Consider the following 20864-nt stretch of genomic DNA (forward strand, 5'->3'; position numbering starts at 1 on the left):
ATATAATTATTTGTGACGTTTCAGATTGTTTACGGCGTTCCAAGTATCAGATGTTGATGCCGACGGCATAAGTCCAAGAGCACCACGCACATTCAAGCCCAAGCGTTATTTTTAGCCTCTTTTGCGAGCAAGCTCGCTCTTACAGGAGATTTTCCATGCGTATCGCTTCCCGTGTCATCGGCGGTGTCCTCGCCGTCACCCTGCTGAGCCAACTCACCGCCTGCGGGTCGATTTTCTACCCCGACCGCCGTGGCCAGATCGATGGCAAGATCGACCCGACCATTGCCGTGCTCGATGCCGTGGGCCTGTTGTTCTACGTGATCCCTGGCCTGATCGCATTCGGCGTCGACTTCGCCACGGGCGCGATCTATTTCGAACCCGGCAAGACTGCCCAGGTTGACCCGGAAAAACTCCACGAAGCCATCGGCGCCGACGGAAAGGTCGACAACGCCAAGCTGCAAAGCATCATCCAGAAGGAAACCGGTCGCACCCTGCCGCTGGACGATCCACGCATGATCCAGTTCAAGGGCAGCGTGCAACAACTTGCGCTCCTGGGCCTGCAACCCGCCGCCTAAGGATCGTTTATGACCAGCAGTCCCGAACACGCCCGGCTATTACGCCTGGCCACCCGCGCCTCGGTGGGCGTGGCCTGTGCGTTGATCGTCACCAAGGCGATTGCCTGGTGGCTCAGCGGCTCGGTGAGCATGCTCGCCGGGTTGACCGACTCACTGCTCGATGGCGTGACCTCTCTGCTGAACCTGCTGGCCGTGCATTACGCCCTGCGCCCGGCCGATGACGATCACCGTTACGGCCATGGCAAGGCGGAGTCGCTGGCGGGCATGGCCCAGGCGTTGTTCATTGGTGGCAGTGCGGTGTTGATCGCCTTGCAGGCCTACGAGCGCCTGCAGCATCCGGAACCGGTTGGCGCGCCGTGGCTGAGCATTGGGGTGATCGTGTTTTCCCTGGTACTGACCGTGGCGCTGCTGATGCTGCAACACCGGGTTGTGCGCGAAACCGGCTCCAATGCCGTGCGAGCGGACTCGTTGCACTACCGCTCGGACCTGCTGCTCAACGGCAGCATCCTGGTGGCGCTGGTGCTGGCGGGCATAGGCTTTCATCAAGTCGACGCCTGGTTCGGCCTGGGCATCGCCGCCTACATTTTGTGGAGCGCAATCCAGATCGCCAGGGAAAGCTTTGCGGTGTTGATGGACGAGGAACTGCCGCCGGACGTCAGCCAGCACATGCTGGAACTGGCGCGAAGCGTACCGGGGGTGTTGGGTGCCCATGACCTGCGCACGCGCATCTCCGGCAACCACTGGTTCGTGCAGTTGCACCTGGAACTACCGGGGGAGCTGACGCTGTCAGTGGCCCACGGCATCAGCGACCAGGCCGCCGATGCCATTCACGCAGCCTACCCGCGCGCCGAAGTGCTGGTGCATGCGGATCCTGCGGATCAGGTACAAGCTGCAAGCTATAAGCCGCAAGCTTGAAGCTTGAAGCTTGAAGCTTGCAGCTGCCCCTATTGCACCTGATACCCGCGACTGCTCAGGCAGTTGCCCTGGGCCTGGCGGTAGGTTTGCACCACCGCCGGGTCAGGCGCGTAGGTGACGGCCTGCGGGTCGAAGCCGCTTTGTTGCACTGCCCAGCGATAACAGTCGTAGCCGTCCTGCTGCACTTGCGCCGGTGACTGCCCGTTGGCGGGATAGGCCACCACATCATAACCATTGCCTTGGGGTGCTGGCTGCGGTGCCAGCACTTGCGTCGGCGGTTGTACCACTACGTATTGCTGGGTGCTTTGTTCGTAGGCGTAATAGGCGCCGGCGGCCAGGAACAGCAGCGAACCACCCACCCACACTTCACGCGCGTAGTCGGGCAAGTAATGCACGCGGATGCCATACGGCGGCGCCACGACCACATAGCGCGGGCCTTGGGGGCGGTACCAGTAGCCGCCGGAGAAGAAGTAATCCTGGCCACGGTACGGCACGCGGTAATTGCGGTCGGGGAAGCGGTCGACGGTATAACCGGGACGATATTGCGGGCCAGGGCCCCAGCCGTTGCCATGGCCATCGGGGCGACCTGGCCAGCGGTTATCGTTGGGATGCCCGTTGTAGCCCGGCCGCGAACCTGGGCCGCCGGCCTCCCAATTGCGGTTGTCGTCGTTGCGTCGAGGAATGTCACGGTAGTAACCCTGACGCGGCTCCTGGGTCTGGCGCACGGTATCGGGGCGACTCTGGATCGGCAGGTTATTCGCAGGCTGCGGGGCTGGCCGAGGCTGTTCGGCACCTGGCGGGCGACCTTGCCATTGCCCGCCGTGGGGCGGTTGCTCGGCACGATCAAAATGCGGGTTCTGTGGACGGGGCTGATTGTTTTCCGGCCGGGGTTGATTGTTCTGTGGACGCGGCTGGTTATTCTGCGGGCGCGGCTGTTCGTTACCCTCCGGCCCTCTTTCATGCTGGCCGCCCCCCTCAGGGCGCGGCTCGTCGGCCATCACTTGCGTGCCGACGGTGACTATCAGCAAACCTACACCTGCCATACGCCAGATGCGCTTCATGCTATTCCTCACTGCGGATAAGGGCCTGGAAGGTCCGGCCTCATAGATAAGACTGGAAAAGCCTCACCCGGTTCTGAGACAGGTTATCAGTCACAAGAACAATTTTCTTAAGGCAAAAGAAAAGGGGTGACCCGTCGGCCACCCCTTGAGAACTTCGTCCATGCTCAACGCTTTTGACGTTGGCTCACCTCACGCCGTCTTGTGGACAGTGTGCAGCCTGGAGGCCGGCTCGACCCTGCTGGGGTGGCGGCCGCAGCACGCCTGATTGGGCGAGCTGCTGTGGACTGTTGTCCAGGCGGTGATTCTGTTGATAAAGATACAGGCCAGCGCCGGACAGATGATTGCGAAGATTGCGTCAATAAACAGTGCTTGCGCAATTTTTAACCCTTCATGGATAATTCACCGCAATAGTTACAACAAAGGCCAACCCGATGAGCAAGCTTGACCGATACGACCTGAGTATTTTGGCGGAATTGCAGCGCGACGCGAGGATCTCCAACCAGGAGTTGGCCGAGCGTATCGGCCTGTCGCCTTCGCCCTGCTCACGCCGGGTCAAGCAGTTGGAGGACGACGGCTACATCGCGCGCCAGGTCGCCCTGCTCGACCGCAAGATGCTCGGCCTGAGCCTCACGGCCTATGTGCTGATCGGCATGGACCGCCACACCCCCGAGCGTTTCGAGAACTTCGAAGCAGCCATCCGCACCCTGCCCCAGGTGCTGGAATGCAGTTTGGTGACGGGGATGGATGCTGACTATCAGTTGAAAGTGGTGGTGCCGGACATGGACCACTATCAGAAACTGCTGCTGGGCCACCTCACTCGGATCGAAGGCGTGACCAGCGTGCGCTCGAGCTTTGTGCTGAACCAGGTGCTCAACAGCACCGAGCTGCCGCTGACCCACCTGCGCACCTGATCCCATGAACAATGAAGATCAAATGTGGGAGGGGGCTTGCCCCCGATGGAGTATCAGTCACCAGATACACAGCCTGACACACCGCTATCGGGGGCAAGCCCCCTCCCACATTTGGCCTGTGTTTCAACAGTGAAGTCTGCGTGCGACGCACCGACGCAGGTCAATGTTGCGCCTGTGACGCTGCCGTATACTTGCCGCCTGCCCCGTTGGAAGAGCCCATGAACAACATCGACCCCGCCCTGTTCGAAGAATGGATGATGACCGGCCTGGTCACTATCCTGATCATTTTCATGGGCTTTATCGTCTGGGACCTGGCGAAGAAATCCAAGGCCGGGCGCTTTGGTTCGTTCATCCTGTTTTTCGTATTGGGCCTGGGCGTGGCCGCGTTCATCATCAAGAGCGTGGTGATCGGCCTCATCGAGTCTGGCGCTTTATAAACGCGCAGGTACTTCCTTCCATTGGCCTTGGTCCAGGCCGTCGATTGTCCAATCGCCAATACGCACCCGCACCAGGCGCAAGGTCGGCAGGCCCACGGCGGCGGTCATGCGCCGAACCTGGCGATTACGCCCCTCTCGAATCACCAGCTCAAGCCAGTACGTCGGTAGGTTTTTGCGAAAGCGCACCGGCGGGTTGCGCGGCCATAACGCCGGTTCATCCAGACGCCGGGCCTCGGCGGGCAAGGTTTTGCCGTCGTTGAGTTCCACCCCGTCGCGCAGGCGTTGCAGCAATGCTTCGGTGGGTTCGCCTTCCACCTGCACCCAGTAGGTTTTCGCCAGCTTGTGCTTGGGGTCGGCAATACGCGCCTGCAACTGGCCGTCGTTGGTCAGCAACAACAGACCTTCGCTGTCACGGTCCAGGCGGCCTGCCGGGTAGATGCCGGGGATGTCGATAAAGTCCTTGAGCGTCGCGCGCCCGCCTTCGTCGCTGAACTGGGTCAGCACATCGAAGGGTTTATTGAACAGCACCAACTTCGGCTCGGCCGGTGGCGCCTTGGCAACACGGCGCGCGGCAGAATACGGAGGTTTCACGCCAGGGCGGCGCGAATCGGGACGGGTGGGACGGGACATGGCAAAGGAACATCTAACGGTCAGGACCGACAATGCTAGTGGCCTGACCGCTAAATGACCATCCCAACCGCTTAGCGGAACGGCGGCTCGTCGAAGCTGCGCAGTTTGCGCGAGTGCAGCGAGTTGAGTTCGGTACGCAACAGGTCCACCGCCTCGATGCCGATCTTCAAGTGCTGGCTGACCGCACGTTCGTAGAACGCGTTGGCCGAACCTGGCAGCTTGATCTCGCTGTGCAGCGGCTTGTCCGACACACACAACAACGTGCCGTACGGTACGCGCAAGCGGTAGCCCTGGGCAGCGATGGTGCCGCTTTCCATGTCCACCGCCACGGCGCGGGACAGGTTGATCAACGGCCGTTCCTGGGCCCAGCGCAGTTCCCAGTTGCGGTCGTCATAGGTCAGCACGGTGCCGGTCCGCAGGCGTTTTTTCAGCTCTTCGCCTTTCTCACCGGTGACATTCGCCGCCGCCTGCTGCAAGGCCATCTGCACTTCGGCCAGGGCCGGGATCGGGATGTTCGGCGGTACCACCCGGTCGAGAATCCCATCGCGGCGCATATAAGCGTGGGCCAGTACGTAGTCGCCGATGGTCTGGGATTGGCGCAGGCCGCCACAGTGGCCAATCATCAGCCAGCAATGCGGACGCAGCACCGCCAGGTGGTCGGTGATGTTCTTGGCGTTGGACGGGCCGACACCGATGTTCACCAGGGTCACGCCGTGGCCATCGCTGGCCTGCAGGTGATAGGCCGGCATCTGGTAGCGGTGCCACACTACGCCGGCGGCAATCGCCGAGGCTTCGCCGTGGTCCATGCTCTTGTCGATGATGACGTTGCCCGGCAGCACCATGCGGATAAAACGCGGGTCGCTGCGCAATTGTTCCAGGCCATGCAGGATGAACTGGTCGACATAGCGGTGGTAGTTGGTCAGCAGGATCCACGGCTGCACATGGCGCCAGTCGCTGCCGGTGTAATGCACCAGCCGACGCAGGGAAAAGTCCACGCGCGCCGCATCGAACAGCGCCAGGGGCAGCGGGTCGGTGTTTTCCCAGTCATACAGGCCATCGGCGATGCCGTCAGTGGCGGCCGACAGGTCGGTGCTGGGGAACACGCGCGCCAAGGTCGCGGCGGTCACACCGGAGCCGGCCAGTTCGTCGCCCTGCTCCACTACGTAAGGGTATGGAATGTTTTGCTGGCTGACGCCCACTTCCACCGTCACGGTGAAGTCGTGCATCAGCGGCACCAGTTGTTCCAGCAAATACTTACGGAACGCCGCCGGATGCGTGACGGTTACGCTGTAGGTCCCAGGTAACTGGACCTTGGCATACGCCCGGGTAGTCTGTGGGACTTCGCCGTGGCAGTGGTAAGTCAGGCGCAGTTCCGGATAGCGAAACAGCGCGCGTTGTTCGGCGTCGGGTTCGACGCGGTCCTTGAGGTATTGCTTGAGGGCTTGATTGAGCGCGCCGGTAGCCCGCTCATGCAGGGCCGCCAGCCGATCCACGGCCTCTTCGGCGGTTTGAACGACAACAAAAGCTTCGGTCACGGTAAGCATCCTGTGTTCTGACTTGCAGGCCTTTATCTTGCCTGTATCCCTGTCAGACGCAAACCTTGAATTGGAGTGTCCTCTCAAGATGGCTGCAAGCCCCCTCCCACATTTGGACCGTGTTTATTCAGATACATTGGGGCTTGAGCGCGCGACGATGGCCCCGACATCGACGCCACGCGGCAAGGTGCCGTAGACGCGGCCAGACGACTGGCCCAAACGGCTGGCGATAAAACCATCGCTGACCGCCGCATGACCGGCCTCCAGCAGCAACTTGGCCTGTAGCGCAACGGCAATATCCTCGGTCAACTGCCGCGCGCGATACTGGATGTCCTGGGTGTCCATGAACGCCGACTTCAGGTGTTCGATATGCCGTGCCAGCTGCTTATCTCCATGCCCGTCACCGAGTTCGACAAACAGCGCTTCCAGCACACCGGGCTCCTTGGAGAGTGCGCGCAGCACGTCCAGGCATTGCACATTGCCGGAACCTTCCCATGTCGAATTCACCGGTGCCTCACGGTACAAGCGCGGCAGGATGCTGTCCTCCACGTAGCCCGCGCCGCCCATGCATTCGGCGGCTTCGTTGATCATTGCCGGGGCGCGCTTGCAGATCCAATACTTGCCCACCGCCGTCACCAGCCGAGCGAACTTGGCTTCCCGCTCATCGCCCAGATTGTCCAGGGCGCAGCCCATGCGCATGCTCAAGGCGAGCGAGGCTTCGCTTTCCAGAGCGAGGTCGGCCAGCACGTTTTGCATCAGCGGTTGCTCGCTGAGCACACGGCCACCGACCCGGCGATGAGCACAGTGATGGCTGGCCTGGGTCAGCGCCTGGCGCATCAACGCACTGGAACCGACCATGCAATCGAAGCGGGTCATGGCGACCATCTCGATGATGGTCGGCACGCCACGCCCCTCTTCACCGATCATCCAGGCCAGGGCCCCACGAAACTCCACTTCACTGGACGCATTGGAGCAGTTGCCCAATTTGTTTTTCAGGCGCTGGATATAGAACTCGTTGCGGGTGTCATCCGGGCGGTGCCGGGGCAGCAGGAAACAGGTCAGGCCTTTGTCGGTCTGGGCCAGGGTCAGGAAGGCATCGCACATCGGCGCGGAGCAGAACCACTTGTGACCGACCAGTTCATAGGCTTGCCCGGGCCCGCCGGCGCCCACCGGATAGGCGCGGGTGGTGTTGGCGCGCACGTCGGTGCCGCCCTGCTTCTCGGTCATCGCCATGCCGATGGTTGCACCGGCCTTGTGGGCAATGCCGACATTGCGCGGGTCATAGTGGGTGCTGAGGATTTTCGGCAGCCAGGTCTGCGCCAGGTCCGGTTGCAAGCGCAGGGCCGGGACGCAAGCGAAGGTCATGGTCAGCGGGCAGCCGGTGCCGGCCTCAGCCTGGCTGTGCAGGTAGGTCATGGCCGCACGCGCCACATGGGCACCGGACTGTGGATGGGCCCACGGCAACGACGGCAGGCCATGCTCGACCGCGGAGCGCATCAGCTCGTGGTAGGCCGGGTGAAACTCCACCAGGTCGATGCGATGCCCATACCGGTCATGGCTGCTGAACACCGGTTTGTTCTGGTTGGCCAGGAACCCGGCCGCCATCAGCGGCCCGCCGGCCAACGCCCCGTAGGCATCGATGCGCGCCTGCGCCCAGCCGGCGCCAAAGCGCCGCGACCAGTCTTGCAGGGGCACGTCGATGCGGTACAGGTTGGTGCCGTCCAGGGAGGGCGGCTGGTTGGTGACGTCGTGGGTTTCGGCGAACTGATGCAGGTTCATGACGGGCCTCCTGGAAAAAGGCCCTGTCGAATGCACACCTACCCAGAAAGAAAGGCGCAGATCGATTGAGGCCGGTTTTTTCAGTTAAGCACCGTCATCCGGGTTAAAAAAGTGGCATACCCGCCGAATGCCCGGCGCTTTCGCCCTCGAGCGCGCTCAACAAGTGGCGCTCCAGTACCGCCTGCAGCGCCTCGAAGCGCACCGGCTTGGCCAGGCGGTCGGTGATGCCGATGCCATGACCGCGCTCGCGCTCGGACGTATTCAGCGACGTACTCAAGGCGATCACGGGCAATTCACCGCAGCCCGGCAGTGCACGAATCTGACAACACAACGAGAAGCCGCCTTCGGGCACATCCAGCAAGACCGCGTCAAAGCTTTGCCCCTGCAAGGCCGCCAACGCCGCCGGGCCGCTGTCCACGGTTTTCACCCGGTAACCCAGCTTGAGCAACATGCCGCGCACCACCAACTGGCCGACGCTGTTGTCATCCACCAGCAATACCGCGCAATCCTGGGGCGCGCGTTGCCGGCCGGGCGCCGGTTTTGCCTCGGGCGGCACCGGGCTGACGTTCACGTCCAGCTGGAAGCGGCTGCCCTTGTGCGGCTCGGAATGATGGGTAAGGCGCCCGCCCAACAGCTCGATCAATTGCCGGCAGATGGCCAGGCCGATGCCCAGGCCGCCATATTCGCGGGTCATGGAGCCATCGAGTTGGAAAAAGCGCTGGTACAAGGTCGCCTCGTCAAGGAAGGCGAAGCCGATACCGGTGTCGGTCACAATGAAGCTCAGGCGCACGCCGCCATCACTGTGAGGTACACCCACCACCCGCAGGCGCACGGAGCCTTCGCGGGTGAACTTGAACGCATTGTCCAACAGGCAATCCAGGCACTGGAGCAGTTTGTCGGCGTCACCCACCACACGGTCCGGCAGCTCATCGGCCACATCGATGGAAAATGCCAGGCCTTTGCCTTGGGCACTGGTGGTAAATTGCTGGCGCAAGGTGTCGAGCACGCCGCGCAGGCTGAACACCCGAGGCTGGGCACTCAGGCGCCCGGCCTGCAATTCGGTGAGGGTGAGGATGCCGTTGACCATGCGCATCATGTCCCGTGCCGAACCGGCGGCCGTTTGCTGGTACTGCGCCAGGTCGTCGTCCAGCGACACCGTTTGCATCAGCTCAAGGGAGCCGATCACACCGTTCATGGGCGTGCGCAGTTCGTGGGTCAGCGTCGCGAGGAATTCATCCTTGAGACGGTTGCTGCGGGCCAGTTGCTGGTTGAGCACTTCGAGCTTCTGGCTGGCATCGAACAGGATCTGCGCCTGCTGCTCACGCATGGCATTGATACGGTCGGCGAGGGCCAGGGATAGCAGCGCCACTTCAATCGCCGAGCCGATCTGGCTGGCGTACATGGTGAGGAACACATTGGGCAGGTAGCCCAGTACCATCAGCGTGTTCACCACCCCGCCCAGCAGGAACGCCGACCACGCGATGATGAAATACCGCGCCACCCGCTGGCCGCAGTACCAGGCCTTGATGGCGGCGACGAAGATGGTCACGGTGAATACCAGCGCCAGGCCGGTCGCCAGGCGCAAGGCCAGGGCGTAGCTGGTCAGCAGCGCCAGCGCCATCACTACGCCGCCGCATACCGCCAGTGCCAGCAAGAGCCGGTTGAGCCAGCGGCTGTGCTGCGCGGTATGCAGGAAGCTGCGGGCGAACAGGCTGCCGAACAGCGCCGCCGAACCGATCAGCAACGGCACCGCCGCATTCGCCCACCACGGGTTGTTCGGCCAGAAGTACTGCACGGCCACGCCATTGACCGACAGTTGGTACAGGCCAAACGAGGCGATATAGAGGATGTAATACAGGTAGCTGGTGTCGCGCACGCTCAGGTAGATGAACAGGTTGTAGACCAGCATCCCCAGCAGGACGCCATAGATCACCCCCAGCACAGACAGGCGCAGCGGTTGTTGCTCCAGGTAAGCGGTGCCGGCCCAGAGCGTCAACGGCGCCTGGATCGAGCCCTCGCTTTGCAGGCGCAGGTAGAGCGTTTGCTGCTGGTCGGGCACGAAATTGAGCTTGAACAGGTAGTTGCTCTGGCTGACTTCACGACTGGAAAAAGGCAGCGCACTGCCGGTGCGGCTGGCCAGCCGATAGTTACCGGTGCCATCGTTCTGGTACAGGTCCAGATGATTCAGCGGCGGGTAAGCCAACTCCAGAAACCAGGTACGGGGGGCACGGGGGTCCTTGGCCACGTAATGCAGGTCGACCTTGAGCCAGAACACTGAGCGCGAATAGCCGGCGTTGAGGGTGGCGTTGTCATGGTGCTTGAATTGAGCAGCGTAGGCGGGGGAGCTTACTTCGGCGATGGTGAGGGCATCGGTCGGGTCTTCGAGCACTTGCATGGCTCGGCCCAGCGGCAGGCTTCGGGTGTCCTGGTTGAACTCGATGGCGCTGGCGAGCATCGGCAGCCCGCACAACAATAAGATCAGCAAATAGCGCATAGAGCCCCAGCGTGGCCTGTCCGGTTATGTCAAAAGCCCCCATTCCTTTTGAGAAGACGTACACCGGCGGTACAGTTAAGTTGTTTGAATCCACTTTAGCATAGCCGCTAAAGGCCATTGGACACCATTGAAATGATTTTTTGAAAGGCTCTAGAACAAGGCTTTCAGCGCGTTTCATCGACGAGAAAACACCAAAAAAAGCGGCGTTTTCGCGACAACATTCAACCATCGCCCGAAGGCCCCGCCAAAAGCGTTTGGTGGTAAGCTCGCGCACCATGAATATCTACAGCTCTCGCCCCGTTGTCCTCTGTCTCTCCGGCCATGATCCCAGTGGTGGCGCCGGCTTGCAGGCAGATATCGAAGCCCTGCTCGCCCAAGGCTGCCATGCGGCCCCGGCCGTCACTGCCCTGACCGTGCAGAACACCGTCAATGTCAGCGATTTCCGTGTACTGGACCGTGAGTGGGTACTGGCCCAGGCCAATGCCGTACTCGGTGACTCCGACGTGGCGGCGGTCAAGCTGGGCATGCTCGGCTCCACCGCAATGGTCGACACCGTGGTCGAACTGCTGCAGGCGCACCCGCACCTGCCGGTCGTGTGCGACCCGGTGCTGCGCGCCGGCGGCGGCGGCAGCCTGGGCAAGGACGAAGTCGGCTATGCCATGCGCGAGCGGCTGCTGCCGCTGTCGCTGATCGCCACGCCGAACCTGCCTGAAGCCCGTATCCTCGCCGAACTGCCCGAGGGCACCGCCGACGAATGCGCCGAGAAGCTGTTGCCGTTCATCAAGCACCTGTTGATCACCGGCGGCCATGGCGATGAGCACGAAGTGCACAACCGCCTCTACAGCCGTGATGGCACGCGCCAGACCTTTACCTGCCAGCGCCTGCCCGGCAGCTATCACGGTTCGGGCTGCACCCTGGCCAGCGCCCTGGCCGGACGGATCGCCCAAGGCGAAGGGCTGGTGAGTGCGGTGCAGTCGGCACTTAACTACACTTGGCGCACCCTGCGTGACGCCGAACAACTCGGCCAGGGCCAGTTCGTACCGCGCCGGCTGCCGCTGGATTTCTGCTCGTAACTATCTGCTCTTAACAGCAAGAGGCCTGCCCGATGAAACTACGTGGCCTTTACGCCATTACCGACAGCCAACTGTTGGCCGGCAAGTTCCTCGCCTATGTCGAAGCGGCATTGGACGGTGGCGTGACCCTGCTGCAGTACCGCGACAAAAGCAGCGACGAAGCCCGGCGCCTGCGCGAAGCGGAAAAACTGCGGGAGCTGTGCTCGCGCTACAAGACCCAGCTTACTATCAATGATGACTTCGACCTGGCCGCGCGCCTGGGCGTCGGCGTGCACCTGGGCCAGACCGATGGCCCACTGACGCCGGCCCGTGCGTTGCTCGGTTCCAAGGCGATCATCGGCGCCACCTGCCACGGCCAGATCGAACTGGCCGAACAGGCGGCAAAAGAAGGCGCCAGCTATGTCGCCTTCGGCCGCTTCTTCAATTCCAACACCAAGCCGGGCGCTCCGGCCGCCACCGTTGAAATGCTCGCCGAGGCCCGCAAGCGCCTGCATGTGCCGATCTGCGTGATCGGCGGCATCACCCTGGAAAACGCCGGACCGCTGGTGGCCCATGGTGCCGACCTGCTGGCCGTGGTCCACGGCCTGTTCGGTGCCGACAGTACCCAGGAAGTCACGCGCCGCGCCCGCGCCTTCAACGACCTTCTTAAAATTTCAGTTTAGAGAGCCCGATCATGTCTCGTTCCGAAACCCTGTTTGCCGATGCCCAGAAACACATCCCCGGCGGTGTGAACTCCCCCGTGCGTGCGTTCAAAAGCGTGGGCGGCACGCCGTTGTTCTTCAAGCATGCCGAAGGCGCCTACGTCACCGACGAAGATGACAAGCGCTACGTGGATTACGTCGGCTCCTGGGGCCCGATGATCCTCGGCCACAGCCACCCCGACGTGCTGGACGCAGTGCGCAGGCAACTGGAACACGGCCTGTCCTACGGCGCACCGACCGCCATGGAAACCGAGATGGCCGATCTGGTCTGCAGCATCGTGCCGTCGATGGAGATGGTGCGCATGGTCAGCTCCGGCACCGAAGCCACCATGAGTGCGATTCGCCTGGCCCGTGGTTTCACCGGCCGCGACAGCATCATCAAGTTCGAAGGCTGCTACCACGGCCATTCCGATAGCCTGCTGGTCAAAGCCGGTTCCGGCGCGCTGACCCAAGGCGTACCCAGCTCGGCCGGCGTACCGGCAGCGTTCGCCAAACACACCCTGACCCTGCCGTTCAACGACATCGGCGCCGTCGAGCAGATGCTCAGCGAAGTCGGCCAGGACGTAGCGTGCATCATCGTCGAGCCAGTGGCCGGCAACATGAACTGCGTGCCGCCCGCCCCGGGCTTTCTGCAAGGCCTGCGCGAACAGTGCGACAAGCACGGCGTGGTGCTGATTTTCGACGAAGTGATGACCGGCTTCCGCGTTGCCCTCGGCGGTGCCCAGGCGCACTACGGCGTCACGCCGGACCTGAGCACGTTCGGCAAGATCATCGGTGGCGGCATGCCCGTGGGCTGCTTCGGCGGCAAGCGCGAGATCATGCAGCACATCGCGCCGCTGGGCCCCGTGTACCAGGCCGGCACACTCTCGGGTAACCCGCTGGCCATGGCGGCCGGCCTGACCACCCTGCGCCTGATCAGCCGCCCGGGCTTCCACGCCGAGCTGACCGACTACACCACCCGCCTGCTGGACGGCCTGCAACAGCGCGCCGACGCCGCCGGTATCCCGTTCGTGACCACGCAAGCGGGCGGCATGTTTGGCCTGTACTTCAGTGGTGCCGATGACATCGTCACCTTTGATGATGTGATGGGCAGCGATGCCGACCTATTCAAGCGCTTCTTCCACCTGATGCTGGAGGGCGGCGTGTACCTGGCACCGAGTGCCTTCGAAGCCGGCTTCACCTCGATCGCCCATGGCGATGCCGAGCTGAAACTGACACTGGATGCCGCCGAACGCGCCTTCGCCGCACTGAAATAAGCCGGAGCAAAAACCTGACGTCGCTGTGGGCGGCGTCAGATTTGCTACTTTGCCTACAGGGATTTCCTTATTTTTCCGAGAATTTACCTGCAATCCGGCAGATAACTTGCCCAAGCAGCAGAAAAACGAGTAAAGACTTTGTAAGCAGAGGCCTGCTTATTTCATAATGCGCGCTTATTGGATCCCGAGAGGGTCCGCGCGCCCCGTCAGAGGTAAGTCGATTCCCATGAAACGCACCGGCCGCACCCTGGTACTGGGCTGCCTGTTGCTCCTTCAGCCGCTGCTGGCACATGCCCAGGCAGGCGGCAACTCGTTGTTAATCCCAGCGATGGGTCGTTGCACCCTCAATACCCAGCCAGACAGCCAGGCCGAAGCCCTGAGCGCGTGTCAGAAACAGGCCGACGGTGGGGATGCGCAGGCGCAATACGAGTTGGGCGAGTACTACCACGACAGCAAAAACCCCGCCCGTGACCTCAACAAAGCCTTGAGCTACTTCGAGAAAGCCTCGCTGCAGGGCCACGCGCAGGCGCAGTTCCAGCTCGGCACCATGTTCTTCAAAGGCGAAGGCGTGCCGGCCAATAACGTCCAGGCCTATATCGTGCTGAAAATGGCCGCGGTCAACGGCGCCGAAGACGCGCTGGACACCGCCGACGAAGTCGCCGAGCACATGCAACGCGATGAATTGGAAGTGGCCACCCAAGTACTGGGGCAGATTTTCCGCAACTACCTGCTGGAACTGCAGAGTGCCGATGGGCGCTCGCCCTTCTCACCCCTGCCCTGACACCCAGCCTATTTCTCAGGCATCGGCATCGGAAACGGCATGACATTGCTCATGCCCCGGGCTTCGCTGATCTTCGGCGTGCCCAGGCGCTCGACTTCGTCGATGCGCACGATCGAATGCATCGGCACAAAACTGCGCACCACGCCTTCGAACTGGGCCTTGAGCTTTTCCTCGCCCGGGTCGACGACCAGCTGTGTGCGCTCGCCAAAGACGAACTCTTCCACTTCCAGGAAACCCCACAGATCACTTTGATAGATCTGCTTGGCGTACATTTCGAACACCTGGCCCTGGTTGAGGAAAATCACCTTATAGATTGGAGCTTCACGTTTGGTCATGGTGGGTGAGGAACACATGGGGGATATAAAAGAGGGCGCGAACTATAGCATGGCACCCGATGCACAGTGCTAGGAACCGATGGGCATGACCCCTATAATGCGCGGTTCTTTACAACCAGTTGACGATTCCCATGGCCAAGAAGCTTTATATCGAAACCCACGGTTGCCAGATGAACGAGTACGACAGCTCGCGCATGGTCGACCTGCTGGGTGAACACCAGGCCCTGGAAGTCACCGCCCGCGCCGAAGATGCCGACGTGATCCTGCTCAATACCTGCTCGATCCGCGAGCGGGCCCAGGACCGTGTGTACTCGCAGCTGGGCCGCTGGCGCGAATTGAAACTGGCCAACCCGGACATGGTGATCGCCGTCGGCGGTTGCGTGGCCAGCCAGGAAGGCGCCGCGATCCGCGACCGTGCGCCGTATGTCGACGTGGTCTTCGGCCCACAGACCCTGCACCGCCTGCCGGAAATGATCGACGCCGCACGCGTCACCAAGCTGCCCCAGGTCGACGTCTCGTTCCCGGAAATCGAAAAATTCGACCACTTGCCCGAGCCGCGTATCGACGGGCCGAGCGCCTACGTGTCGGTGATGGAAGGCTGCAGCAAGTACTGCACCTTCTGTGTGGTGCCCTACACCCGTGGTGAAGAGGTCAGCCGGCCGTTTGACGACGTGCTCGCAGAAATCATCCATCTGGCCGAAAACGGCGTGCGCGAAGTGACCCTGCTGGGCCAGAACGTCAACGGCTATCGCGGCCTGACCCACGACGGGCGCCTGGCTGACCTGGCGGAGTTGATCCGCGTGGTCGCTGCGGTGGATGGCATCGAACGCATTCGCTACACCACCTCGCACCCGCTGGAGTTCTCCGATAGCCTGATCCAGGCCCATGCCGACGTGCCGGAACTGGTCAAGCACCTGCATTTGCCGGTGCAATCGGGCTCGGACCGCATCCTCTCGGCGATGAAACGCAACCACACCGCCCTGGAATACAAATCCAAACTGCGTAAATTGCGCGCGGCGGTGCCAGGCATCTGCATCAGCTCGGACTTTATCGTCGGCTTCCCCGGCGAAACCGAGAAAGACTTCCAGCAGACCATGAAGCTGATCGAAGACGTCGGTTTCGACTTCTCCTACTCGTTCGTCTACAGCCAGCGCCCCGGCACCCCGGCGGCGGACCTGTTGGATGAAACGCCGGAAGCGCTGAAAAAAGAGCGCTTGAACGCGCTGCAACATCGCCTTAACCAGCAGGGTTTCGAGATCAGCCGACAAATGGTCGGCTCCATCCAGCGCATCCTGGTCACCGACTACTCGAAAAAAGACCCTGGCGAATTGCAGGGCCGCACCGAGAACAACCGGATCGTCAACTTCCGTTGCGATAATCCGACATTGATCGGTCAGTTTGCCGACGTGCACATCGATGCGGCGCAACCGCACTCGCTGCGCGGGTCGCTGGTGCAATAAACCAAGTTTCTGTAGGAGCGAGCTTGCTCGCGAAAAACCTGAGGGCACCGCGTATATTCAGGCTGCACGCGTTACCGTTGACGTTTTTCGCGAGCAAGCTCTCTCCTACAGAATCGCCGTCAGCCAATATGCTCCGTTTAAGTGCTTTCGCACCCGGCGTGCTGGCGTTATCCTCTCTTTCACTTAAACAGCCAAAGGGCGGCTAAAAGCAACCTTGAACGCACCCATAGCAGAACCCCATCGTTTTCTCCTCGAGCCCTTTGAGGCTCGCCGTTTCGCCAACCTGTGCGGACAGTTCGACGAGCACCTGCGCCTGATCGAACAACGCCTGAGCATCGAGATCCGCAATCGCGGCAATCAGTTCGAGCTCATTGGTGAACCCCAACACACCACGTCTGCAGAAAACCTGCTGCGCCGTCTCTACCGTGAAACCAAGGGTAGCGAGCTGTCGCCGGAAACGGTGCACCTGTACCTGCAGGAATCTGCCGTGGAAGACCTGGCCAACAACCCGGTGGCCGAAGCCAGCGTGGCCCTGCGCACCAAAAAAGGCATGATTCGCCCCCGCGGCTTGAATCAGCAGCGCTACGTCAAGGAAATCCTCGGCAACGACATCAACTTCGGCATCGGCCCGGCCGGTACCGGCAAGACCTACCTGGCCGTGGCCTGTGCGGTCGACGCCCTCGAGCGTGAGCAAGTACGCCGTATCCTGCTGGTGCGCCCAGCGGTCGAGGCCGGTGAAAAACTCGGCTTCCTGCCCGGCGACCTGGCCCAGAAGATCGACCCGTACCTGCGCCCGCTCTACGACGCACTGTACGAGATGCTCGGCTTTGAATACGTGGCCAAGCTGATCGAGCGCCAGGTGATCGAGATCGCCCCGCTGGCCTACATGCGCGGCCGCACCTTGAACAACAGCTTCATCATCCTCGACGAAAGCCAGAACACCACCGTCGAGCAGATGAAGATGTTCCTCACCCGGATCGGTTTCGGCTCCACCGCCGTGATCACCGGTGACGTCACCCAGGTCGACCTGCCCAAAGGCACCAAGTCCGGCCTGGCCCAGGTGATCGAGGTGCTCAAGGATGTGCCGGGTATCAGCTTCACGCACTTCATGCCCAAGGACGTGGTCCGCCACCCGCTGGTGCAGCGCATTGTCGAAGCCTACGAGCGCTTCGACCACCGCGATGACACACCGGCCAAGGACGTTCGCCGCGATGCTTGAGCTTGACCTGCAGCTGGCCACCGAAGCGCCCGCCCCCAGCGAAGAACAGTTCCGTCAATGGTGCGCCCTGGCCCTGCGCCAGCGCAGCGCCGACTCGGAACTGACCATCCGCCTGGTGGACGAGCCCGAGGGCCGCGAGCTGAACCACACCTGGCGCCAGAAGGACTACGCGACCAACGTGCTGTCGTTTCCCGCCGATGTACCCGATGAGTTGCTGGATATCCCCCTGCTGGGCGACCTGGTGATCTGCGTCGAGGTGGTCGAGCGTGAAGCGAAGGAACAAGGCAAGGAACTTGAGGCTCACTGGGCCCATCTAGTCATCCACGGCTGCTTGCATCTCTTGGGTTACGACCATATAGACGATGAAGAAGCCGAGGAAATGGAAGCACTGGAACGAACGTTGCTTGCAGAATTGGGTCACCCTGATCCATATGCAGACGACGAAAACTGATCAACACTCAACTGTCACATCAAAGGATTTAGAGTAATCGCTATGAGCGAAGACCGATCGAGCAACGGGCAAAAGTCATGGCTGGGTAAACTGACCCAGGCTTTTGCCCACGAGCCGAAAAACCGCCAGGAGCTGCTGGAGCTGCTGCGCGAGGCCCACCAGAATAAGTTGCTGGACAGCGAAGCGCTGGCCATCGTCGAAGGCGCCATCCAGGTGGCTGACCTGCAGGTTCGGGACATCATGGTCCCGCGCTCGCAGATGATCAGCATCAAGGCGACCCAGACCCCACGGGAATTCCTCCCGGCCGTGATCGACTCGGCGCACTCGCGCTACCCGGTGATCGGCGAAAGCCATGACGACGTCATGGGTGTCCTGCTGGCCAAGGACCTGCTGCCGCTGATCCTCAAGGAGAACGGTGACAGCTTCAACATCAAGGACCTGCTGCGCCCGGCCACCTTCGTGCCCGAATCCAAGCGCCTGAATGTGCTGCTGCGCGAATTTCGCGCCAACCACAATCACATGGCCATTGTGATCGACGAATACGGCGGCGTGGCGGGCCTGGTGACCATCGAAGACGTGCTGGAACAGATCGTCGGCGACATCGAGGATGAGCACGACGTCGAAGAAGACAGCTACATCAAGCCGCTGCCCAGCGGTGACTTCCTGGTCAAGGCGCTGACGCCGATCGAGAACTTCAACGAGTTCTTCGACAGCGAATTCTCCGACGACGAGTTCGACACCGTCGGTGGCCTGGTGATGAGTGCGTTCGGGCACCTGCCAAAGCGTAACGAAACCACCGAGATCGGCGCCTATCGCTTCCGCATCCTGAATGCCGACAGCCGCCGCATCCACTTGATTCGCCTGACACCTATTGCCCGCTAAGGATTGATATGCAGCGCCTAACCCGCCCCGGCTGGCCCGGTAATCTGCTGGCCGTGGTGGCCGGCGCCATCACCACCCTGGCGTTGGCGCCATTCGACCTGTGGCCGTTTGCATTGGTTGCGGTCGGATTGTTCTATGTCGGGCTGCGGGAGCTGACGCCGCGCCAGGCCCTGGGCCGTGGCTGGTGCTTCGGGTTCGGCCTGTTTGGCGCCGGCACCAGCTGGATCTACTACAGCATCCACCACTTCGGCGGCGCTTCGGTGCTGCTGGCGGGGTTTCTGATGCTGTTGTTTACCGCCGCCATTGCCTGGTTCTTCGCCCTGCCCGCGTGGTTATGGGCGCGCTGGCTGCGTCGCAATGAAGCGCCGTTGGCGGATGCGCTCACGTTTGCCGCGTTATGGGTCGGCCAGGAGGCCTTTCGCGGCTGGTTCCTCACCGGATTCCCGTGGTTGTACTCCGGTTACAGCCAGCTCGACGGCCCCCTCACCGGCCTGGCGCCAGTGGGCGGGATGTGGCTGATTTCCTTTGCCCTGGCGCTGACGGCGGCCCTGCTGTGCAACCTGCCACGCCTGCTGGCCGGCAAACGCAATGGGTTTATCGGCGCTGGCCTGGTGTTACTGGTAGCGCCCTGGGCCATCGGCCTGGCACTCAAGCATCATGCCTGGACCACGCCCTCGGGCGCGCCACTGACCGTCGCCGCGATCCAGGGCAACGTCGAACAAAGCATGAAGTGGGACCCCGAGCAGTTGAATGCGCAGCTCGCGCTGTACCGCGACATGAGCTTCAGCTCCAAGCCGGTCGACCTGCTGGTGTGGCCGGAAACGGCCGTGCCGGTGCTCAAGGAGTCCGTCGAGGGCTACCTGGGAATGATGGGTAAGTTTGCGGCTGACCGGCACACCGCGCTGATCACCGGCGTGCCGATTCGCCAGGAAGTGCATCACCAGAAGCGCTACTTCAACGGTATCACGGTGGTGGGTGAAGGTGACGGTACCTATCTCAAGCAGAAGCTGGTGCCGTTTGGCGAGTACGTGCCGTTGCAGGATATGCTGCGCGGCCTGATTGCCTTCTTTGACCTGCCCATGTCGGACTTCGCCCGTGGCCCTGCCGACCAGCCGATGCTGCAAGCCAAGGGCTATCAGATCGCGCCGTTCATTTGCTACGAAGTGGTGTACCCGGAGTTCGCAGCCGGCCTTTCCGCCCAGAGCGACCTGCTGCTGACCATCAGCAATGACACCTGGTTCGGCCGCTCCATCGGCCCGTTGCAGCACCTGCAAATGGCGCAGATGCGTGCGTTGGAGGCTGGCCGCTGGATGATCCGCGCCACCAATAATGGCGTGACCGGGTTGATCAACCCATTTGGGCAGATCACCGTGCAGATACCGCAGTTCGAACGCGGTATCCTCTACGGCGAAGTGGTGCCGATGCACAACCTGACGCCGTACCTGCAATGGCGCTCGTGGCCGCTGATCATCGTGTGCCTGGTGCTGTTTGGTTGGGCGTTGCTGGCAGGCCGGATGGCCAAAACCGTTTAAGAGCCAACGCGAACAAAGTGTGGGAGGGGGCAAGCCCCCTCCCACACTTTGATCTGCATTTTAATCAGCAGGGTTATCGATAGAACAACCGGTAGCCTAGCTGCCCCACCGCTTCATTGATCAACTGCCCGCTCTGCCACACCGACTTGAACTCTGGCATCCAGCCGCCCAGCGGCCGGGCGTTGTCCACGCCGAGGAACCCCACCGGCGCCGGTACCACGGTGAAGCCGGCCTTTTCAAAACTCCACACCGAACGCGGCATGTGCCAGGCCTGGGTCACGACCACCACACGCTTGATGCCCTCGGGCAATAGAATCCCGGCACTCATCTGCGCGTTTTCCCAGGTGGTGCGGCTGCGTTCTTCCTTCCAGCGCACAGCAACGCCGAAGTCATCCTGCATCGATACCGCCATCAACTGCGCCTCGCTGGGCGGCGTGCCGTAATGCAGGCCACCGGTGGTCAGCACCGGCAGCCCTGAGGCCTTGGCCAGTCGCGCGGCATACCGCTGGCGCTCCAGGCCGATGCCGGTCGGCTGATCAGAACCCCAAGCCGGGTCGCCGCGCTCGCGTCCCGAGCCCAGCACCACAATGGCATCGGCGCGCTGGGCCAGGGTCGACCAGTCTTCACGGGCCAACGGTGGCTCGGTCTCCAGGGCACGTGCGCCCCACTCCACCGCCACCGGCAGGCTGATCAACCACATGCCGCCAAATCCGAGGGCAAAGCAGCAGCCGGCCAAACGGGGGCGGCTGCGACGAAACCACCAGGCAAGGGCCAGCAGCAGCAAGAGAATGCCGGGTGGCAGGAGCAGCTGTTTGATGAAATAACGAATAGGCATCG

Annotated in this window: 20 protein-coding genes; 13 read left to right on the top strand and 7 right to left on the bottom strand. The window is 62.0% G+C overall.

Annotated elements, in window-relative coordinates:
• Window positions 1-155 precede the first annotated feature (155 nt).
• Window positions 156-575 (top strand): hypothetical protein, encoded by a 420-nt coding sequence (locus BLW22_RS25830; RefSeq protein ID WP_027605268.1) that lies wholly within the window; start codon window positions 156-158, stop codon window positions 573-575.
• Between the two features lie 9 nt (window positions 576-584).
• The gene (locus tag BLW22_RS25835; protein WP_065924986.1) at window positions 585-1490 is read left to right on the top strand and encodes a cation diffusion facilitator family transporter; all 906 of its coding nucleotides are present in this window, start codon (window positions 585-587) and stop codon (window positions 1488-1490) included.
• 29 nt (window positions 1491-1519) lie between these two features.
• On the opposite strand, the gene BLW22_RS25840 is transcribed toward BLW22_RS25835, so the two are convergent.
• The gene (locus BLW22_RS25840) at window positions 1520-2551 is read right to left on the bottom strand and encodes a DUF6515 family protein (RefSeq protein WP_065924985.1); all 1032 of its coding nucleotides are present in this window, start codon (window positions 2549-2551) and stop codon (window positions 1520-1522) included.
• A gap of 431 nt (window positions 2552-2982) precedes the next feature.
• On the opposite strand from BLW22_RS25840, the gene BLW22_RS25845 reads away from it, so the two are divergent.
• Entirely contained in the window at window positions 2983-3462 is a 480-nt protein-coding gene (locus BLW22_RS25845) for an Lrp/AsnC family transcriptional regulator (RefSeq protein WP_003194418.1), read from the top strand.
• Window positions 3463-3689: 227 nt separating this feature from the next.
• Window positions 3690-3899 (top strand): DUF2788 domain-containing protein, encoded by a 210-nt coding sequence (locus BLW22_RS25850; protein WP_025999909.1) that lies wholly within the window; start codon window positions 3690-3692, stop codon window positions 3897-3899.
• Here the strand turns inward: BLW22_RS25850 and BLW22_RS25855 are convergent.
• The 4 genes from BLW22_RS25855 to BLW22_RS25870 form a co-directional block, all read right to left on the bottom strand.
• A complete protein-coding gene (locus tag BLW22_RS25855) occupies window positions 3894-4529 on the bottom strand; it encodes a pseudouridine synthase (protein WP_027605265.1) in 636 nt (211 codons plus the stop codon). The two genes, BLW22_RS25850 and BLW22_RS25855, sit on opposite strands and share 6 nt — an antisense overlap.
• A gap of 71 nt (window positions 4530-4600) precedes the next feature.
• On the bottom strand, window positions 4601-6073 hold the full coding sequence (amn, locus tag BLW22_RS25860; protein WP_024077553.1) for an AMP nucleosidase: 1473 nt from the start codon (window positions 6071-6073) through the stop codon (window positions 4601-4603).
• 114 nt (window positions 6074-6187) lie between these two features.
• Entirely contained in the window at window positions 6188-7843 is a 1656-nt protein-coding gene (locus tag BLW22_RS25865) for an acyl-CoA dehydrogenase family protein (protein ID WP_065946568.1), read from the bottom strand.
• Window positions 7844-7946: 103 nt separating this feature from the next.
• Window positions 7947-10337: a hybrid sensor histidine kinase/response regulator gene (locus BLW22_RS25870; protein WP_065924983.1), complete on the bottom strand. Its 2391-nt coding sequence runs from the start codon at window positions 10335-10337 to the stop codon at window positions 7947-7949.
• Window positions 10338-10612: 275 nt separating this feature from the next.
• Between BLW22_RS25870 and BLW22_RS25875 the strand changes: the two genes are divergently transcribed.
• The 4 genes from BLW22_RS25875 (at window position 10613) to BLW22_RS25890 (ending at window position 14148) form a co-directional block, all read left to right on the top strand.
• On the top strand, window positions 10613-11410 hold the full coding sequence (locus tag BLW22_RS25875; RefSeq protein WP_065924982.1) for a hydroxymethylpyrimidine/phosphomethylpyrimidine kinase: 798 nt from the start codon (window positions 10613-10615) through the stop codon (window positions 11408-11410).
• Window positions 11411-11442: 32 nt separating this feature from the next.
• Complete coding sequence (gene thiE / locus BLW22_RS25880; protein ID WP_074847727.1) at window positions 11443-12072, top strand: thiamine phosphate synthase; 630 nt, start codon at window positions 11443-11445, stop codon at window positions 12070-12072.
• A gap of 11 nt (window positions 12073-12083) precedes the next feature.
• Window positions 12084-13367, top strand: coding sequence for a glutamate-1-semialdehyde 2,1-aminomutase (gene hemL, locus BLW22_RS25885; RefSeq protein ID WP_065924980.1), 1284 nt, complete (start codon window positions 12084-12086; stop codon window positions 13365-13367).
• Window positions 13368-13593: 226 nt separating this feature from the next.
• Entirely contained in the window at window positions 13594-14148 is a 555-nt protein-coding gene (locus BLW22_RS25890; protein WP_065924979.1) for a tetratricopeptide repeat protein, read from the top strand.
• Window positions 14149-14156: 8 nt separating this feature from the next.
• Here the strand turns inward: BLW22_RS25890 and BLW22_RS25895 are convergent, their stop codons facing one another.
• Entirely contained in the window at window positions 14157-14483 is a 327-nt protein-coding gene (locus tag BLW22_RS25895) for a DUF1820 family protein (RefSeq protein ID WP_003215457.1), read from the bottom strand.
• Between the two features lie 131 nt (window positions 14484-14614).
• On the opposite strand from BLW22_RS25895, the gene miaB reads away from it, so the two are divergent.
• The 5 genes from miaB (at window position 14615) to lnt (ending at window position 20027) form a co-directional block, all read left to right on the top strand.
• Entirely contained in the window at window positions 14615-15943 is a 1329-nt protein-coding gene (gene miaB / locus BLW22_RS25900) for a tRNA (N6-isopentenyl adenosine(37)-C2)-methylthiotransferase MiaB (protein ID WP_065924978.1), read from the top strand.
• A gap of 214 nt (window positions 15944-16157) precedes the next feature.
• Entirely contained in the window at window positions 16158-17162 is a 1005-nt protein-coding gene (locus tag BLW22_RS25905; protein ID WP_065924977.1) for a PhoH family protein, read from the top strand.
• Window positions 17155-17613, top strand: coding sequence for an rRNA maturation RNase YbeY (ybeY, locus tag BLW22_RS25910; protein ID WP_027605250.1), 459 nt, complete (start codon window positions 17155-17157; stop codon window positions 17611-17613). The genes BLW22_RS25905 and ybeY overlap by 8 nt, the downstream gene beginning before the upstream one ends.
• A 42-nt stretch (window positions 17614-17655) precedes the next feature.
• On the top strand, window positions 17656-18495 hold the full coding sequence (locus BLW22_RS25915) for an HlyC/CorC family transporter (RefSeq protein ID WP_005791724.1): 840 nt from the start codon (window positions 17656-17658) through the stop codon (window positions 18493-18495).
• Window positions 18496-18503: 8 nt separating this feature from the next.
• Complete coding sequence (gene lnt / locus BLW22_RS25920) at window positions 18504-20027, top strand: apolipoprotein N-acyltransferase (RefSeq protein WP_065924976.1); 1524 nt, start codon at window positions 18504-18506, stop codon at window positions 20025-20027.
• A 73-nt stretch (window positions 20028-20100) separates the two neighbouring features.
• Here the strand turns inward: lnt and BLW22_RS25925 are convergent, their stop codons facing one another.
• On the bottom strand, window positions 20101-20862 hold the full coding sequence (locus BLW22_RS25925; protein ID WP_027605248.1) for a YdcF family protein: 762 nt from the start codon (window positions 20860-20862) through the stop codon (window positions 20101-20103).
• Window positions 20863-20864: the final 2 nt, after the last annotated feature.

It is taken from the genome of Pseudomonas marginalis (assembly GCF_900105325.1).
GTDB lineage: Bacteria > Pseudomonadota > Gammaproteobacteria > Pseudomonadales > Pseudomonadaceae > Aquipseudomonas > Aquipseudomonas marginalis.

What these genes read in the sequence shown, in the direction of transcription:
- lnt (WP_065924976.1), top strand. Translation starts at nt 18,504, where the DNA reads ATGCAGCGCCTAACCCGCCCCGGCTGGCCCGGTAATCTGCTGGCCGTG.
- BLW22_RS25845 (WP_003194418.1), top strand. Translation starts at nt 2,983, where the DNA reads ATGAGCAAGCTTGACCGATACGACCTGAGTATTTTGGCGGAATTGCAG.
- amn (WP_024077553.1), bottom strand. Translation starts at nt 6,073, where the DNA reads ATGCTTACCGTGACCGAAGCTTTTGTTGTCGTTCAAACCGCCGAAGAG.
- BLW22_RS25855 (WP_027605265.1), bottom strand. Translation starts at nt 4,529, where the DNA reads ATGTCCCGTCCCACCCGTCCCGATTCGCGCCGCCCTGGCGTGAAACCT.
- BLW22_RS25925 (WP_027605248.1), bottom strand. Translation starts at nt 20,862, where the DNA reads ATGCCTATTCGTTATTTCATCAAACAGCTGCTCCTGCCACCCGGCATT.
- BLW22_RS25840 (WP_065924985.1), bottom strand. Translation starts at nt 2,551, where the DNA reads ATGAAGCGCATCTGGCGTATGGCAGGTGTAGGTTTGCTGATAGTCACC.
- hemL (WP_065924980.1), top strand. Translation starts at nt 12,084, where the DNA reads ATGTCTCGTTCCGAAACCCTGTTTGCCGATGCCCAGAAACACATCCCC.
- BLW22_RS25915 (WP_005791724.1), top strand. Translation starts at nt 17,656, where the DNA reads ATGAGCGAAGACCGATCGAGCAACGGGCAAAAGTCATGGCTGGGTAAA.
- BLW22_RS25895 (WP_003215457.1), bottom strand. Translation starts at nt 14,483, where the DNA reads ATGACCAAACGTGAAGCTCCAATCTATAAGGTGATTTTCCTCAACCAG.
- miaB (WP_065924978.1), top strand. Translation starts at nt 14,615, where the DNA reads ATGGCCAAGAAGCTTTATATCGAAACCCACGGTTGCCAGATGAACGAG.
- BLW22_RS25890 (WP_065924979.1), top strand. Translation starts at nt 13,594, where the DNA reads ATGAAACGCACCGGCCGCACCCTGGTACTGGGCTGCCTGTTGCTCCTT.
- ybeY (WP_027605250.1), top strand. Translation starts at nt 17,155, where the DNA reads ATGCTTGAGCTTGACCTGCAGCTGGCCACCGAAGCGCCCGCCCCCAGC.
- BLW22_RS25870 (WP_065924983.1), bottom strand. Translation starts at nt 10,337, where the DNA reads ATGCGCTATTTGCTGATCTTATTGTTGTGCGGGCTGCCGATGCTCGCC.
- BLW22_RS25835 (WP_065924986.1), top strand. Translation starts at nt 585, where the DNA reads ATGACCAGCAGTCCCGAACACGCCCGGCTATTACGCCTGGCCACCCGC.
- BLW22_RS25830 (WP_027605268.1), top strand. Translation starts at nt 156, where the DNA reads ATGCGTATCGCTTCCCGTGTCATCGGCGGTGTCCTCGCCGTCACCCTG.
- BLW22_RS25865 (WP_065946568.1), bottom strand. Translation starts at nt 7,843, where the DNA reads ATGAACCTGCATCAGTTCGCCGAAACCCACGACGTCACCAACCAGCCG.
- BLW22_RS25875 (WP_065924982.1), top strand. Translation starts at nt 10,613, where the DNA reads ATGAATATCTACAGCTCTCGCCCCGTTGTCCTCTGTCTCTCCGGCCAT.
- thiE (WP_074847727.1), top strand. Translation starts at nt 11,443, where the DNA reads ATGAAACTACGTGGCCTTTACGCCATTACCGACAGCCAACTGTTGGCC.